This window comes from Curtobacterium caseinilyticum, from assembly GCF_030363035.1.
GTDB lineage: Bacteria > Actinomycetota > Actinomycetes > Actinomycetales > Microbacteriaceae > Curtobacterium > Curtobacterium caseinilyticum.
This window is the reverse complement of sequence record NZ_JAUCMN010000011.1, coordinates 54926-68953: the sequence shown is the minus strand read 5'-3', so window position 1 is coordinate 68953 and position 14028 is coordinate 54926. Positions and strand designations below refer to the sequence as shown.

Here is a 14028-nt window from a genome sequence, read left to right as displayed (position 1 = left end):
CGGGCAGCGGGCCCATCGGGTGCCGCCGTTGTCCGCCGGGGGTGCCGACGGCCGGTAGATACACACTGCGTGCTGGTGGTGCACGTCGAGGGTAGCAAGGGTAACCGGGCGTCACCCGAGCGGTGCGGGGAGGGCGGCGCTCCTATCGTGGCGCCGTGGAACAGCGACGCATGGGGCGGACCGGCGCTCCCGTCAGCGCCCTGACCCTGGGGACCCGGGCCGTCGCGGTGCTCGCGCGCTCGGCCCCGGACGACGCCGTGCGGCTGGTGCAGACGTCGCTGGACCGCGGACTGACCGCGGTCGACGTCTCCGACGCCCACGGCGCCGGGCTCGCCGAGCAGGTCGTCGGCCGGGCGCTCCGGGGGCGCCGGGACGACGTGTTCGTGTCGGTGCGGTTCGGCGAGCCGGTCGACGACGACCCCGCACGCCGGGGGAACGGCCGACGGTGGATGTTCCGCGCGGTCGAGCGGAGCCTGGAGCGGCTCGGCACGGACACCATCGACCTCTACTCGCCGGCGCGGCCCGACCCGACGACGTCGCTCGACGAGACGCTCGACGCGCTCGCCGACCTGGTGGCGCAGGGCAAGGTCCGTGCGTTCGGCACGCCGGGGTTCCCGGCCGAGGAGCTCGTGGAGGCACAGTGGCTGCGTTCCGGGGGCAAGAGCGCCACGGCCACGCACGTGCCCTACTCGGCGCTGACGCGCACCGCGGAGCGGACGGTGCTGCCCGTCGCGCGGCGGTTCGGGCTCGGGGTGCTCGCGGCGGCACCGCTGGCCGGCGGCTGGCTCGCCGGCGCGTACCGGTCCGGCGCCGTGCAGCCCCGTTCGCCCCGGTCGCAGGAGGACCCGGACGCGTACGACCTCCTCGCCACGCGCAACCGACGGAAGGCCGAGGCGACCGACCGGCTCGGCACCCTGGCGGACGAGTGGGGCCTGACGCTGCTCGAGCTGTCGGTGGCGTTCGCGCTGACCCACCCGGACGTCTCCTCGGTGGTGGTCGGGCCGCGGACGTCCTCGCACCTCGACGCCTTCGTGCAGGCCGCGTCGCTCGTGCTCGAGGACGAGCTGCTGGACGCGCTGGACGCCGTCGTGCCGCCGGGCACCCACGTGCTGGAGGCGGACACCGGCGTCGCCCTGCCCGCGCTCGGCCGAGACCGACTGCGGGGTCGCTCGTAGGATCTCGACCGTGGTGGAGATCCCGGAGCCGAAGCCGACCGACCTGCTCTCGATCGGCGAGGTCGTGCAGCGCACCGGGGTCGCTGCTTCGGCCCTGCACTTCTACGAGCGCAAGGGCCTGATCCACCCCGAGCGCACGACCGGCGGGACGCGCCTGTACCCGCGGCACGTCGAACGCCGGATCGCGATCATCCAGGTGGCGAAGCGCCTCGGCATCCCGCTGGCCGAGGTCGCCGAGCAGTTCGCCGCCCTGCCGAGCGACCGGATGCCGTCGCTCCGGGACTGGGACCGGCTGAACGAGCGGTGGCGTGCCCGGCTGCGCGCCCGCCAGCTCGAGCTCGAGCGGCTGCAGCAGGAGATGACGCAGTGCATCGGCTGCGGGTGCGTGTCCCTGAACGCCTGTCTGGTCGTGAACCCGGGCGACGCCCTCGGGACCGAGGGGCACGGTGCACGCCGCCTGCTCCCGATCGAGGACGGCGAGGAGTCGCGGCAGACCGCCTGAGCCGACCGGCTCGGGTCGCCGGGACGGCCACGGGACGAACGGGAGGCACGGTGCGGGTCCGCCACGCGCCTCCCGGCCGTCGTCAGCCGCGTCGGCGCAGGCCGTCGTCGATGCGCCGCAGCAGGTCAGCGGCTGCGTCGAGGCCGTCCTCGTCGCCGCCGAGGGCGGCGCGCAGCCGGTCGGCCCAGTGCGCGTGCAGCCGCGCGATGCTGTCGTGCGCGAGTGCTGTGGGGTGCAGCTGCACCGTCCGCGCGTCGTCCGGGTCCGTGCGGCGCTCGACCATGCCCTTCGTGACGAGGGAGCGGAGCGCGACGCTGCAGTTGCTGCGCTGGAGGGCGGTGGCCTCGGCGACGGCGCTCGGCGAGGCGCCGGGGTTGTGGTGCACCCAGCGCATCACGAGTGCCTCGGTCCCGGTGAGCGGGACGATGTCGAGGGCGTGCGGGCCGTGCGGGTCGACCTCGCGGCCGATGCGCAGGACGACGTCGGCGAACTCGGCGAGGGCGTCGTCGGAGACCGCTGGTGCCATGCCGTCACTGTACCGCTCGACGCGGATGAGTTATGGTTTCATAACCATGACGACGGACACCGGATCCATCCACGCCGCGACGGCGACACCCTCCACCCGACCGACGGGCATCACGACACCGCTGCTGCTCGTGCTCGGTCTGCTCAGCGCGGTCGCACCCTTCGCGACCGACCTCTACCTGCCGGCGTTCCCGCAGATGACCACCGAGCTGTCGGCGTCGGCGACCACCGTGCAGCTCACCCTGACCGCGTTCCTGGTGGGTGTGACCGCCGGGCAGCTCGTCTTCGGGCCGCTGTCGGACCGCTTCGGTCGGGTGCCCCCGCTCCTGGCGGGCGCCGCGCTCTGCGTGCTCGCGAGCGCGGCAGCGGTGCTCGCGCCGAACGTCGCCGTGCTCGTCGTCGCCCGACTGCTGCAGGGTCTCGGCGGCGCGGCCGGCATGGTGATCGGTCGTGCCGTGATCTCGGACCTGGCGACCGGCAAGCCGGCAGCGCGTGCCTTCTCGCTCATGATGATCGTCGGCGGGGTCGCACCCGTGGTGGCACCGCTCCTCGGCGGGCTGCTCACCGGCCCGATCGGCTGGCGCGGGCTGCTCACGATCGTGCTCGGCCTGTCGGTCGTGATGCTCGTCGCCGTGCTCGCCGTCGTGCGGGAGACCCACCTGCGCTCGCGTCGTGACGCCCTCCGTGCCGAACGCGTGGCGTCCGGTTCCCCGCTGCGCGCGCTGCGGTCGCGGACCTTCGTCGGCTACACCGCGGTGTTCGGCTTCGCCTTCGCGGTGATGATGGCCTACATCTCGGCGTCGCCGTTCCTGTACCAGGGCATGCTCGGGCTCGACACCGTCGGCTACGGACTCGCGTTCGGCCTGAACGCCCTCGCGCTGATGGGCGTGAGCATCCTGTCGGCGAAGCTCACCGCGACGCGGTCGGTGGAGGGCGTGCTCACGCTCGGCATCGCGCTCGTGGTGGCGTCCACCGTGGCGTTCGCGCTGCTCGTCGCGACCGGTGCGCCGGTCTTCTGGCTCGCGGTGCCGCTCTTCACCGCCGTCGGGTCGCTCGGCCTGGTGCTCGGCAACGCCACTGCGCTGGCACTCGGCGCGGTGCCCGGGGTCGCCGGCAGTGCGTCGGCCGTGCTCGGCGCCCTGCAGTTCGGGCTCGCGGCGCTCGTGTCGCCGCTCGTGAGCATCGGTGGCGAGGGGACGGCGGCACCGCTCGCGGTCGTCATGCTCGCTGCCGCGGTGATCGCGGTCGTGGCGCTCGTGGCCGCGCGGCGCACCGGGGCGTAGGCGGGCAGGGCGGCAGCGGCCGGAGATCGGTCCGCCGCCGCCCACCGGCGGTCAGCGGTGCGCGCGCAGCGGGACCGCGGCACCGTCGCGCGGCCGGAGGAACGGGATCCGCGGCATCGCCCAGTCCACCCACACCACACGGGCGGCCGGCGCCACGGCGATCGCCCACAGGATCGACGCCGCGGCATCGGTCGGGTAGTGGACGGCGTCGATCGACACCGAGAGGAAGACGACCACGATGGCCACGACCCCGACGACGCGGGCGACCTGGTGCCACCGTGTCTCGCGCACGACCCAGACCAGGGCGATGACGAACGCGGTGATGTAGACGGTGTGACCGCTCGGGTACCCGGGGTCCGGCTGCACGGGGAACGGGTGCGGCAGGAGTGCGACGTCCGGCCGGGCGCGGTGCACGATCTCCTTCACGACCGCCGACGGCAGCCAGGTGATCGCGATCGTCATCCCGAAGCCGAGCGCCGGGCGGAGGTCCCGCGCCCGCCACCAGATGATCCCCGCGACGACGAACGTGATCGCGATCGCCGGGACCGGACTGATGACGTGGTAGACCGCGGTGGTGACGGCACCGAGGGCCCCGACGTGCAGGCTGTTGAAGGCCTTCGCGAGCCCGATGTCGACCGTGCCGAGGAAGAACCCGACCACGGCGAGCACGATCACGGTCGCCACCGCGACGGTGATCGCCACCAGCGGGTAGGGGTTCGGCTCGAGGATGCCGACGACGTCGGCCCTCCTGCGGCGGCGGTCGGGCTCGGTGCTCATCCGTCCATCGTCCCAGGACCACGTCACGCTGCCCCGCACGACGGGCTCCCGGGAGATCAGAGACCACTCAGCCCCGGTCGGCACCCGACCCCTCGTTGCTTCGGATTCGCAGCACCTAGGATGGGCGGGTGTCCGACCCCGTCCCGCCCCTCGACCCCGCCGAGCTCAGCGCCTACTTCTCGCTGATCGAGGTGAGCAGTCTGCTCCGGCACACCGTCGAGCAGCAGCTCAAGGACGCCGGGGGCCTCAGCTACGTGCAGTTCCAGCTGCTCGCGACCCTCGGCGACAGCCCGGACGACAGCCTGCGCATGACCGACCTGGCGGACGGCGTCGTCTACAGCCGGAGCGGCCTGACCTACCAGGTCGGCCTCCTCGAGCGCGACGGCCTCGTGCGGCGCAGCCCGTCGACCGACGACGAGCGCAGCGTGACGGTCACCCTGACCGACGCCGGCCGCGACGTGCTGGCACGCGTCTTCCCGGGGCACGTCGAGGTGCTCCAGGAGCGCTTCCTCGAGTCGCTGTCGCCGGAGGACGTCACGACCCTGGCGGACGTGCTCGGTCGTGTCCGTGACCACATGCGGACGATCCCACCGCGGTCGGCCCGCCCCCGCCGCCGGCACAGCTGAGTCGGGCTCCGCGCCGGCGCCCGGCGCCCCTTCAGTCCTCGACGTCGAAGACCACCACACGGGAGCTCGACGCACCGATGTGGTCGGCCACGGGTCGGTGCTCCGGGTGCGGCAGGTACGCCTCGAGCGCCGAGCGGTCCCGGAAGCGCACGACCAGCATCCAGTCGAACCCGTCCTCGAGCCCCTCGGTGCTGACGCTCGCGCCGGAACGCACCGACTCCACCCCGTCGATGTGGGGCAGGTGCTCGCGACACAACGCGTCCGCCCGGCCGGCGTGCTCACCGTCCCCGTCCCACGCCACCAGCACCACGTGCGTCACGCCGCTCATCCACCGCTCCCGTCCTCGGGGCCCCACGATGCCACCGGGGCGCTGGGACACCACTCCGCCTGTGTCCGCATGCAACCGGGCGACCTAGCGTCTGCCGGGTACGAGACGACACGACGAGAGGAACACCATGGCAAGCGGAGTGGCAGCGGTCTGGGTACCGGTCAGCGACATGCAGCGCGCGGTCGCGTTCTACCGGGACGCCCTCGGGCTCGAGGTGGCGAGTGAGTCCGACGACTGGAGCGAGATCGACGCGAACGGTCTGCGCATCGGCCTGAACGGGCGTGAGAGCGCGACGGGGTCGAGCGGCGGCGGAGCCGTGGTGTCGTTCCAGCCCGACGGCAGCATCGAGGACGAGGTCACCGACCTGCGCTCGAAGGGCGTCGAGTTCGCGGGTGACATCAGCGAGCACCCGTGGGGCAAGATCGTCCCCTTCCAGGACAGCGAGGGCAACGACCTGCAGCTGTACTCGCCGCCGCAGGGCTGACGCGAGCAGGTCGCGGACGCGACCCGCTGACGGACCGGAGGCGCGTGGCGAACCCGCCACGCGCCTCCGGTCCGTTGCTGGTCCCGTCTAGAACGCGGGCGTCCCGCCCGCGATCGTGATCGTCGAACCGGACTGGTAGCTGGACTCCGGGCTGACGAGGTGCACGTACGCGGCCCCGAGCTCCGCGGGCTGGCCGGGACGGCCGAAGGGTGACTGCTCGCCGAAGTGCGCGACGGTCTCGGCGTCGTCCGAACCGGGCTGGAGCGGTGTCCACACCGGACCCGGCGCGACGGAGTTGACGCGGATCCCCTTGGGGGCGAGCTGCTGGGCGACGGCCTCGGTGAAGGTCTTCACGGCGCTCTTCGAGATGGCGTAGTCGATCTTGTCGGGCGACGGGGTCGCTGCCTGGATCGAGCCGGTGGTGACGATCGTCGAACCGGGCTCGAGGTGCGGCACGGCGGCCTGCGTGAGCCAGAAGAGCGAGTAGATGTTCGTCTTGAACGTCGAATCGAAGTGCTCGGTCGTCAGCGACAGGATGTCGTCGTTGCTGTCCATGCGACCGGCGACCATGACGAGGGTGTCGAGCCCGCCCAGCTCGTCGACGGCCTTCTGGACGAGGTCCTTGCAGTACTGCTCGTCGGAGATGTCACCAGGCACGAGGACGGCCTTACGCCCCTCGGACTCGAGGAGGTCGCGCACCTGCTCGGCGTCCTCCTGCTCGTCGGGCAGGTAGGAGAGGACGAGGTCGGCGCCCTCGCGGGAGAGCGCGATCGCTGCGGCGCGGCCGATGCCCGAGTCGGCGCCGGTGACGATGCCGCGGAACCCGGTGAGCCGTTCCTTGCCGACGTAGCTCTGCTCGCCGTGGTCGGGCTCCGGGTCCATCTTCCAGGCGGCACCCGGCAGCGACTGCTCCTGCTCGGGGAACGGCGGCTTCGGGTAGAGGGAGTTCGGGTCGCGCTTCTCGTACTGGCTCATGGGGCCATGGTGCTCGCGGGAGCACGAGTGCGCTGCCAGCGGGATCGCGCACCTGCTCGGAACGAAGAAGCCCGGCCCCTGAGGGGCCGGGTGGTGTGCCCCTAATGTACCAGATGACAGCCCTCCTCACCATCCCACTGGCCGGTGCAACCGACCGATCCGCGCAGGCAACTGCGCTGCGGACACGTCCGCCGCAGTCAGCCGGTACCACCACTGTCCGCCGACCCCGGGAGCACCGTCGCTGCGGAGCTTCCCCGCCGTCGGTCCCGGGGTCGGGTTCACGGTGCCGACCGGGACGAGCGTGCGCGCGTACGCGACGGGGAACGCGAGGTCGCTGTCGTTGCTGATGACGATCACTGCGTCCACCGCTCCGGTCAGGACGTCGATCAGCAGGTGCGCAGCGACGTTGACGTCCGACCCCTTCTCTTCACGCCTCGCCACGGAGGCCATGAAGGTCGCGGAGGGGACGTCGGCCCCATCGCCGTTCCGGACCTGCAGCGGCCAATCAGCCGTCACGAGGCGCGGGCGACCTCGACGGCCTGCGACCGCAAGGGGTGCCGTCGCCACGCGGGTGACGTACTGACCGAGGGCGAGGACGTCGATCGAGGCGTGGTCCCGGAGTGCGCGGAGGTAGGTGTCCTGGTCACGCTGACCGTCGACGTTGTCCGCGCCGTTGACGCGGGCAGTGCAGTAGACGATCCGCTCGATCGTGCCGTGCCACCCGGCTCCCGGGCGGTCGAGCAGGACCTGCGCGAGCGCCCTCGGATCGAGCCACCGCCAGCCCGGGACGGATCGACCGCAGAGCACCCGGGTTCCGTGGTAGAGGTTGAAGCCGTCGACGTACACACCTACCCGCATGGGCTGCGACGGTAGCCGGGCCGGTGATCCGGTCACCCACTGTCCACAGCACGACGCCCCGGCGCCTCTCCCCCAACACCGGCCGCAGGTTCTGTCACCCGGGCACCCAGGTGCCGCCCGGGCGACGGGCGTTGCCTGCTCGCGGTCACCCGAACAGCAACTGGAGGCAGCGAATGGCCAAGACCTGGTTCATCACCGGAGCATCGAAGGGCTTCGGCCGCGAGTGGGCGGAGGCCGCCCTGGAGCGCGGCGATTCCGTCGCCGGCACCGCCCGGAACACGGACGACGTGCAGGCACTCGTCGAGCAGTACCCGGACACCTTCCTGGCGATCCGCCTCGACGTGACCGACAAGGCAGCCGACACGGCCGCCGTGCGGCAGGCAGCCGAGCACTTCGGCCGGCTCGACGTCGTCGTCAACAACGCCGGCTTCGGCCACTTCGGCATGGTCGAGGAGCTGACCGAGGACGAGGTGCGCGCACAGCTCGAGACGAACTTCTTCGGCGCGCTCTGGGTCACGCAGGCGGCGCTGCCGATCATGCGCGAGCAGGGCTCGGGCCACATCGTGCAGGTCTCGAGCATCGGCGGCATCAGCGCGTTCCCGACCGTCGGCGCCTACCACGCGTCGAAGTGGGCGCTCGAGGGCCTGTCGCAGTCCCTCTCGCAGGAGGTCGCGGGCTTCGGCATCTCCGTCACGCTCGTCGAGCCGGGCGGCTTCTCGACCGACTGGTCCGGTCCGTCCTCGAAGCACAGCGAGGAGCTCGACGCCTACGCGGACGTCCGCGAGGCCGCGTCGAAGCGCCCCTCCGCCGCGGACCCGGGCAAGCCGGAGGCGACGCGGTCGGCGATCCTCAAGGTCGTCGACGCCGAGCAGCCGCCGCTGCGCGTCTTCTTCGGCAAGGCGCCGCTCGGCATCGCCGAGCAGGACTACGAGTCGCGTCTCGCCACGTGGCGCGAGTGGCAGCCGGTCGCCGAGGAGGCGCACGGCGCCTGACGCTCGTGCTCGAGTTGCTCACGTCGCTGACGCGAGCAGTCGACGGACCGGAGGCGCGGTGCCGGCTGGCACCGCGCCTCAGTCCGTTCCGTGGTCGCGCTGGTCAGACGCCCGCCGTGGAACGGATCCACGAGGACGACTGCGACAGCAGCGCGTAGTTCGACCCGGCCCGGGTGTTCGCACCCGGATCGGCGCTGTCGCCGGTGGAGCACACGGCGACGACCTTGCCGTTGACCAGGAGCGGGCCGCCCGAGTCACCGTGGTTCGACGCTCCGGTGACGCCGGTGACGTGCTGGGCGCGGCCGTTGTAGGCGTCCCGCGTCGATCCCGTCAGCGACACCGTCGCCTGGTAGAGCGCGTCGGACTGCTGCGCGTCCGCCCGCAGGCCGTAGCCCTGGATGACGCCGGTCCCGCTCGACTTCGCCGTCGCGGCGAGGTCCAGGGGCGCGTAGGTGGAGAGTGAGTACGCGCTGCGCAGGTGCACGAGCGCGATGTCGCCGGCCGGCGCGGCGGTGACGCGGTCGACGGCGACCGGGGTGCCGCGGTTCGTGGTCGAGTTCGAGTGGTACACGTTCATCGCGCCGATGCCGTCGATGCAGTGGCGGGCCGTGAGCACCCACGAGGCGTTGATCTGCTCGCCCGTGCAGTTGCTGACGTAACCGGACGGGATGGTGCCGCCCGAGGCCTCGAGCTGGACGGCCCAGGTCGTGGTCGGTGCCTTCTCGCCGCCGACGACCTCGGTGCCCGCGGGCAGGGCGGAGGCGGGGGTGGCGGCGAACACGCCACCGGCGACGATGGCGACGGCGGCGAACGCCGCTGCGAGGGTGTGCTTCATGTGGACTCCTCGGTCAGGACCCTGCTCCGTTGCAGGGTGCAACGTGAAGCCATCCTGACCCCCGTCCGGGGGTGCCACCAGTCCGCACTTCCACCGACAGGAGCACCGATCGGGTGCGCTCCCGATCGCTCGTGCAGGAGCCGGATCCCCGTCTCAGACCCCGACGGTCCCCCGCACCAGCGCGCGCACCTGTGCGGCCGCCCCGAGCGCCACCGCGTCCGACCCGAGGGTCGAGTGCGCCAGACGGATCGACGCCCCACTGACCGGCGGCTCTGCGGCGATGGCCGCGCGCACGGCGGGTTCGAGCAGGTCCCACGAGCGGGCGATCCCGCCGCCGACCACGACGGTGGTCACGTCGAGGATGCCGGCCGTCAGCAGTGCCGCACGCGCGAGCCCCCAGCCCGCCGTCGCGAACACGGCCTGGGCGTCCGGGTCACCGAGGCGGGCGGCGTCGGCGACCTCGCGGGCGCTGAGCAGGCGGTCCGTGCGGCCCACCCGCTCCGCGTACCGGTCCGAGATCCCCCGCGCTCCGGCGATGGTCTCGAGGTGGCCGGACTGCCCGCAGGTGCACGGCGCGTCACCGAAGCCGGGGACGTGGCCGATCTCGCCGGCGGCTCCGCGCGGCCCGGCGAAGAGCGCACCGCCGAGCACGAGTGCCCCGCCGACCCCGGTGCCGAGGGTCATGCCCAGCACGTCGGTCTCCCCCGCGACGGCGCCGGTGGCGACCTCGCCGAGCAGGAAGGCGTTCACGTCGTTGTCGAGCGTGGCGGGGACCCCGAGGGCCGCGGTGATCGCCTCGGTGACGCCGTACCCCGCCCAGCCGGTGAACGAGTTCCCGGTGACCAGGACCGTGCCGGTCGCCGTGTCGACGACCCCGGCGGCGCCCACCCCGACACCGGTGAGCGTCGCACCGTGCCGGTCGAGCAGCCCTGCGACGGCGTCGAGTGCCGCGGCGACGATCGCCGCGCCGCCCTCGTGCGCGGGCGTCGGCAGGTCGGCGCGGCCCACGACGCCGAGGTCGGGGTCGGTGAGGACGACCGCGGTGTTGGTTCCCCCGACGTCGATCCCCGCGATCACCGCGCTCACGCGTCCACCGCCGACAGGGTCGCGAGCCGCTCGGTCCGTCGACGGCGTTGCAGGACCGGGTCGGGCACGGGCACCGCCGCGAGCAGGCGACGGGTGTAGTCCGTCGTCGGGTGCAGCAGGGTGCTGCCGGTGGGGCCGTGCTCCTCGACGCGGCCCTGGCGCATCACCACGACGCGCTCGGCGAAGTGCTGCACGACGGCCAGGTCGTGGGAGACGAACAAGCAGGCGAAACCGAGGTCGTCCTGCAGGTCGCCGAGCACCTCGAGCACGGTCTCCTGGACGCTGACGTCGAGCGCGCTGGTGGGCTCGTCGGCGACGAGCAGCCGCGGCTCGAGCACGAGTGCGCGTGCGAGCGAGACCCGCTGCCGCTGCCCACCGGAGAGCTCACGCGGCGCCCGGGACGCCAGTGCGGTCGGGAGCCGGACCGCGTCGAGGACCTCGTCGACCCGCCGCCGACGGTCCGCCGAGGACATCCCCCGGCGGTGCACCGCGAGGGGTTCGGCGATGCACTCTCCGACCGACATCCGGGCGTCGAGCGAGGCCACCGGGTCCTGCAGCACGACCCCGATCCCGGAACGGAGCGCCCGGCGGTCACGGCCCCGCGCGCGCCGGAGGTCCTGGCCGAACAGGGATACGGCGCCGGAGGTCGGGCGGACGAGCCCGAGGGCGACGCGGGCGGCGGTGGACTTGCCGGAGCCGGACTCGCCGACCAGTCCGACCGTCTCCCCCGCGTGCACGACGATGTCGACGCCCTGCAGTGCGTGGACGGCGCGCGTCCCGCGCCCGAAGGTCACCGAGACGTCCCGGAGGTCGACCACCGGAGCCGCGCCGGGTCTCCCGTCCGGGTCCCCGACCGAGCCGGGACCGAGCACACCGGGACCGTCGGGCACGGCGGCTGCGACGGGACCGTCCGGAGCGCCCTCCGCCACGTCGAGCCGCGGCACGGCCGCGAGCAGGCGCTTCGTGTACTCGTGCTGCGGACGGAGCAGGACGTCCTCGACGCCCCCGGTCTCGACGATCTCGCCCTGCAGCATCACAGCGACCCGGTCCGCGAAGTCCGCGACGACGCCCATGTTGTGCGTGACGAGCAGGACACCGGTGCCGGAGTCGGCCGCCAGCCGACGCAGCAGCTCGAGGATCTCCGCCTGCACGGTGACGTCGAGCGCGGTCGTCGGCTCGTCGGCGATGAGGAGCGCGGGCTCGTTGGCGATCGCCATCGCGATGACGACGCGCTGCCGCTGCCCGCCGGAGAGCTGGAACGGGAACGCCTTCGCCCGGGTCTCTGGCGAGGGGATGCCGACACGGGCGAGCAGGTCGACGGCGGCGGCGGACGCCTCGGCCGCGGAGACCGACCGGTGGTTCCGGATCACCTCGGCGATCTGGGCGCCGATGCGGGTGAGCGGGTCGAGGGCCGTCGCGGGCTCCTGGAACACCATCGAGACGGTGCTCCCGCGGAGACCACGGAGCGACGACTCCGGTGCGCCGACGACCTCGTGGCCGTCGACGACCGCGCTCCCCCGCGCCGAGGCGTTGCCGGAGAGCAGCCCCATCGCGGCGAGCGCCACGGTCGACTTGCCGGAGCCGGACTCGCCGACGAGGGCCAGGGTCTCCCCCGGCTCGACGTGCAGGGTCACCCCGCGGACGGCGTCGACCGTCCCGGTCTCCGTGGCGAACGCGACCCCGAGGTCGGTCATGGTCAGGATGGACATCTAGCGGCCCCTCACGTCGAAGGCGTCCCGGAGTCCGTCGCCCACCGCGTTGAACGCGCAGACGACGAGGATGACGGCGAGCCCCGGTGGCACGATCAGCCACCAGCGACCCGAGTAGGCGGCGGTGAGCCCCGCCGACAGCATGCCACCCCAGTCCGTCGCGGGCGCCTGCACCCCGAGGCCGAGGTACGACACGTAGGCGACGAGCAGGATCGCGTCGGCGACCTGGAACGTCGCGGCGACGACGATCGTCGACACCGAGTTCGGCAGCAGGTGCTTGCCGATGGCACGGGCATGCGAGCCACCGATCGCGCGCAGGGTGAGCACGTAGTCGCGGTTCTTCAGCGTGAGGGTCTCGGCGCGGATCAGCCGCGAGGGCACGAGCCACGACACGAGGCCGAGGATCACGATGAGGCCGGCGACCCCCGGTGTCGTGATCGCCGAGATGACGAGCAGGATGAAGAGCGCGGGGATCGCGATGCCCGCGTCGACCACACGCATCATCACGGCGTCGACCCAGCCGCCCGCGTACCCGGCGACCGAGCCCCAGAGCGTGCCGACGACGGTCGCCAGGACCCCGGCCGCGATGCCGACCATGAGCGACACCGTGCCGCCGTACATCAGGCGGCCGAGGACGTCGTGCCCGACGGCGTCGGTACCGAGCGGGTGCGCGCCGCTCGGGCCCTGGTTCGCCTGCTCGAGCAGGGTGTGCGTCTGGTCGGTCGGGTACAGGAACGGGCCGACGAAGCAGAACAGCACGACGACGACGATCACGACGAGGCCGACGACCGCGAGCGTGTTGTGCCGGAACCGACGGACGGCGAGGCGCCAACCGGTCGCGGCGACGGGCTGCACCAGGGCCCCTGCCCCGGGCGCTTCGGGTGCGAGCTGTGCGGTCATGCGCGGCCTGCCTTCACTCTGGGGTCGATCAGCGACTGCGCGACGTCGGCGAGCAGCGTGCCGACGACGGTCGCGATGGAGATGACGAGCACGCAGCCGAGCAGCGTCGGGTAGTCCGAGGACTGCGCGGCGTTCCAGAACAGCAGCCCCATCCCCGGGTAGTTGAACAGCTGCTCGGTGACGAGCGCGCCACCGAACAGCACCGGCAGGTAGTACCCGAGCATCGCCACCACCGGGGTGAGCGAGTTCCGGAACACGTGTCGCCGCAGGATCGCCGCGGTCGAGGCGCCGCCGGCCCGCGCGGTGCGCACGTAGTCCTCCTGCAGGTTCTCGAGCGTCGCTGCTCGCATGTACCGGCTGAACACGGCGATCATCGCGAGGGCCCCGGTCAGGACGGGCAGCACGAGACCCGCGGGGTCCTGGAACACCTCGGACAGGGTGGTGCCGCTCGGCGCCTGCGACGGCAGCCAGGGCAACTGCTGGCTGAACACGATGATCAGGACCAGGCCGAGGAAGAACGCGGGCGTCGAGTAGAACACGAACGCCAGTGCGGTCGCCGCGTAGTCGGCCGCACCGTTGCGGCGGGCGGCCTGCAGCATGCCGACCGGGATCGCGACGAGGAGCCCGAGCACGGCGGACAGTCCGGTGAGCACGAGGGTCTTCGGCAGGCGCTCGACGATGAGCTGCGAGACCGGTTCGTTGAGCGTGTACGAGGTGCCGAGGTCACCGGTGAGCAGTCGTCCGAGGAAGCGGACGTACTGCACGGGCAGCGGCTGGTCGAGTCCCTGCGCCTGGTTGAAGGCAGCGATCTGGGCGGGCGTCGCGGAGACGCCGAGCACACCGCGGGCGGGACCGCCCGGCAGGGCGTGCAGCAGGCAGAACACGACGATCGTGACGATGAGGATCACCGCGAGCGCCTGCAGGACGCGTCGGAGGAGGTACAGAGCTGTGGTCATGCGGCTTCCGTCGTTCG

General features: G+C 72.7%; 16 protein-coding genes. 6 read left to right on the top strand and 10 right to left on the bottom strand.

Features of this window, described 5'->3' with window-relative positions; genetic code table 11:
- Positions 1-155: 155 nt before the first annotated feature.
- Positions 156-1175 (top strand): aldo/keto reductase, encoded by a 1020-nt coding sequence (locus QUG93_RS14315; protein WP_289474892.1) that lies wholly within the window; start codon positions 156-158, stop codon positions 1173-1175.
- A gap of 10 nt (positions 1176-1185) precedes the next feature.
- Positions 1186-1677 (top strand): redox-sensitive transcriptional activator SoxR, encoded by a 492-nt coding sequence (gene soxR, locus QUG93_RS14310; RefSeq protein WP_289474889.1) that lies wholly within the window; start codon positions 1186-1188, stop codon positions 1675-1677.
- Between the two features lie 82 nt (positions 1678-1759).
- On the opposite strand, the gene QUG93_RS14305 is transcribed toward soxR, so the two are convergent.
- Complete coding sequence (locus QUG93_RS14305; protein WP_289474887.1) at positions 1760-2203, bottom strand: MarR family winged helix-turn-helix transcriptional regulator; 444 nt, start codon at positions 2201-2203, stop codon at positions 1760-1762.
- A 46-nt stretch (positions 2204-2249) separates the two neighbouring features.
- On the opposite strand from QUG93_RS14305, the gene QUG93_RS14300 reads away from it, so the two are divergent.
- Complete coding sequence (locus QUG93_RS14300; RefSeq protein ID WP_289474884.1) at positions 2250-3485, top strand: multidrug effflux MFS transporter; 1236 nt, start codon at positions 2250-2252, stop codon at positions 3483-3485.
- Positions 3486-3536: 51 nt separating this feature from the next.
- Here QUG93_RS14300 and QUG93_RS14295 read toward each other — a convergent pair whose 3' ends face one another.
- The gene (locus QUG93_RS14295; RefSeq protein WP_289474880.1) at positions 3537-4262 is read right to left on the bottom strand and encodes a phosphatase PAP2 family protein; all 726 of its coding nucleotides are present in this window, start codon (positions 4260-4262) and stop codon (positions 3537-3539) included.
- A gap of 128 nt (positions 4263-4390) precedes the next feature.
- On the opposite strand from QUG93_RS14295, the gene QUG93_RS14290 reads away from it, so the two are divergent.
- Positions 4391-4888, top strand: coding sequence for a MarR family winged helix-turn-helix transcriptional regulator (locus QUG93_RS14290; protein ID WP_289474878.1), 498 nt, complete (start codon positions 4391-4393; stop codon positions 4886-4888).
- A gap of 31 nt (positions 4889-4919) precedes the next feature.
- On the opposite strand, the gene QUG93_RS14285 is transcribed toward QUG93_RS14290, so the two are convergent.
- A complete protein-coding gene (locus QUG93_RS14285; RefSeq protein WP_289474876.1) occupies positions 4920-5207 on the bottom strand; it encodes a Dabb family protein in 288 nt (95 codons plus the stop codon).
- A gap of 136 nt (positions 5208-5343) precedes the next feature.
- Here QUG93_RS14285 and QUG93_RS14280 point away from each other — a divergent pair, with 136 nt between their 5' ends.
- Complete coding sequence (locus QUG93_RS14280) at positions 5344-5700, top strand: VOC family protein (RefSeq protein ID WP_289474874.1); 357 nt, start codon at positions 5344-5346, stop codon at positions 5698-5700.
- Between the two features lie 87 nt (positions 5701-5787).
- Here QUG93_RS14280 and QUG93_RS14275 read toward each other — a convergent pair whose 3' ends face one another.
- Both QUG93_RS14275 and QUG93_RS14270 read right to left on the bottom strand, forming a co-directional pair.
- Entirely contained in the window at positions 5788-6675 is an 888-nt protein-coding gene (locus tag QUG93_RS14275; protein WP_289474872.1) for an SDR family oxidoreductase, read from the bottom strand.
- Positions 6676-6801: 126 nt separating this feature from the next.
- Complete coding sequence (locus tag QUG93_RS14270; protein ID WP_289474870.1) at positions 6802-7533, bottom strand: NYN domain-containing protein; 732 nt, start codon at positions 7531-7533, stop codon at positions 6802-6804.
- A 173-nt stretch (positions 7534-7706) separates the two neighbouring features.
- Between QUG93_RS14270 and QUG93_RS14265 the strand changes: the two genes are divergently transcribed.
- Complete coding sequence (locus QUG93_RS14265; protein WP_289474869.1) at positions 7707-8525, top strand: SDR family oxidoreductase; 819 nt, start codon at positions 7707-7709, stop codon at positions 8523-8525.
- Positions 8526-8628: 103 nt separating this feature from the next.
- On the opposite strand, the gene QUG93_RS14260 is transcribed toward QUG93_RS14265, so the two are convergent.
- The 5 genes from QUG93_RS14260 to QUG93_RS14240 form a co-directional block, all read right to left on the bottom strand.
- On the bottom strand, positions 8629-9360 hold the full coding sequence (locus QUG93_RS14260; RefSeq protein WP_289474868.1) for a S1 family peptidase: 732 nt from the start codon (positions 9358-9360) through the stop codon (positions 8629-8631).
- A gap of 153 nt (positions 9361-9513) precedes the next feature.
- Entirely contained in the window at positions 9514-10446 is a 933-nt protein-coding gene (locus QUG93_RS14255) for an ROK family protein (protein ID WP_289474866.1), read from the bottom strand.
- A complete protein-coding gene (locus tag QUG93_RS14250; RefSeq protein ID WP_289474865.1) occupies positions 10443-12155 on the bottom strand; it encodes a dipeptide ABC transporter ATP-binding protein in 1713 nt (570 codons plus the stop codon). Before QUG93_RS14250 ends, QUG93_RS14255 begins: the two co-directional genes overlap by 4 nt.
- Positions 12156-13055 (bottom strand): ABC transporter permease, encoded by a 900-nt coding sequence (locus tag QUG93_RS14245; RefSeq protein ID WP_289474863.1) that lies wholly within the window; start codon positions 13053-13055, stop codon positions 12156-12158.
- On the bottom strand, positions 13052-14011 hold the full coding sequence (locus tag QUG93_RS14240) for an ABC transporter permease (protein ID WP_289474862.1): 960 nt from the start codon (positions 14009-14011) through the stop codon (positions 13052-13054). The genes QUG93_RS14245 and QUG93_RS14240 overlap by 4 nt, the downstream gene beginning before the upstream one ends.
- Positions 14012-14028: the final 17 nt, after the last annotated feature.

What these genes read in the sequence shown, in the direction of transcription:
- QUG93_RS14275 (WP_289474872.1), bottom strand. Translation starts at nt 6,675, where the DNA reads ATGAGCCAGTACGAGAAGCGCGACCCGAACTCCCTCTACCCGAAGCCG.
- QUG93_RS14240 (WP_289474862.1), bottom strand. Translation starts at nt 14,011, where the DNA reads ATGACCACAGCTCTGTACCTCCTCCGACGCGTCCTGCAGGCGCTCGCG.
- QUG93_RS14260 (WP_289474868.1), bottom strand. Translation starts at nt 9,360, where the DNA reads ATGAAGCACACCCTCGCAGCGGCGTTCGCCGCCGTCGCCATCGTCGCC.
- QUG93_RS14295 (WP_289474880.1), bottom strand. Translation starts at nt 4,262, where the DNA reads ATGAGCACCGAGCCCGACCGCCGCCGCAGGAGGGCCGACGTCGTCGGC.
- QUG93_RS14270 (WP_289474870.1), bottom strand. Translation starts at nt 7,533, where the DNA reads ATGCGGGTAGGTGTGTACGTCGACGGCTTCAACCTCTACCACGGAACC.
- QUG93_RS14250 (WP_289474865.1), bottom strand. Translation starts at nt 12,155, where the DNA reads ATGTCCATCCTGACCATGACCGACCTCGGGGTCGCGTTCGCCACGGAG.
- QUG93_RS14280 (WP_289474874.1), top strand. Translation starts at nt 5,344, where the DNA reads ATGGCAAGCGGAGTGGCAGCGGTCTGGGTACCGGTCAGCGACATGCAG.
- QUG93_RS14245 (WP_289474863.1), bottom strand. Translation starts at nt 13,055, where the DNA reads ATGACCGCACAGCTCGCACCCGAAGCGCCCGGGGCAGGGGCCCTGGTG.
- QUG93_RS14265 (WP_289474869.1), top strand. Translation starts at nt 7,707, where the DNA reads ATGGCCAAGACCTGGTTCATCACCGGAGCATCGAAGGGCTTCGGCCGC.
- QUG93_RS14305 (WP_289474887.1), bottom strand. Translation starts at nt 2,203, where the DNA reads ATGGCACCAGCGGTCTCCGACGACGCCCTCGCCGAGTTCGCCGACGTC.
- QUG93_RS14300 (WP_289474884.1), top strand. Translation starts at nt 2,250, where the DNA reads ATGACGACGGACACCGGATCCATCCACGCCGCGACGGCGACACCCTCC.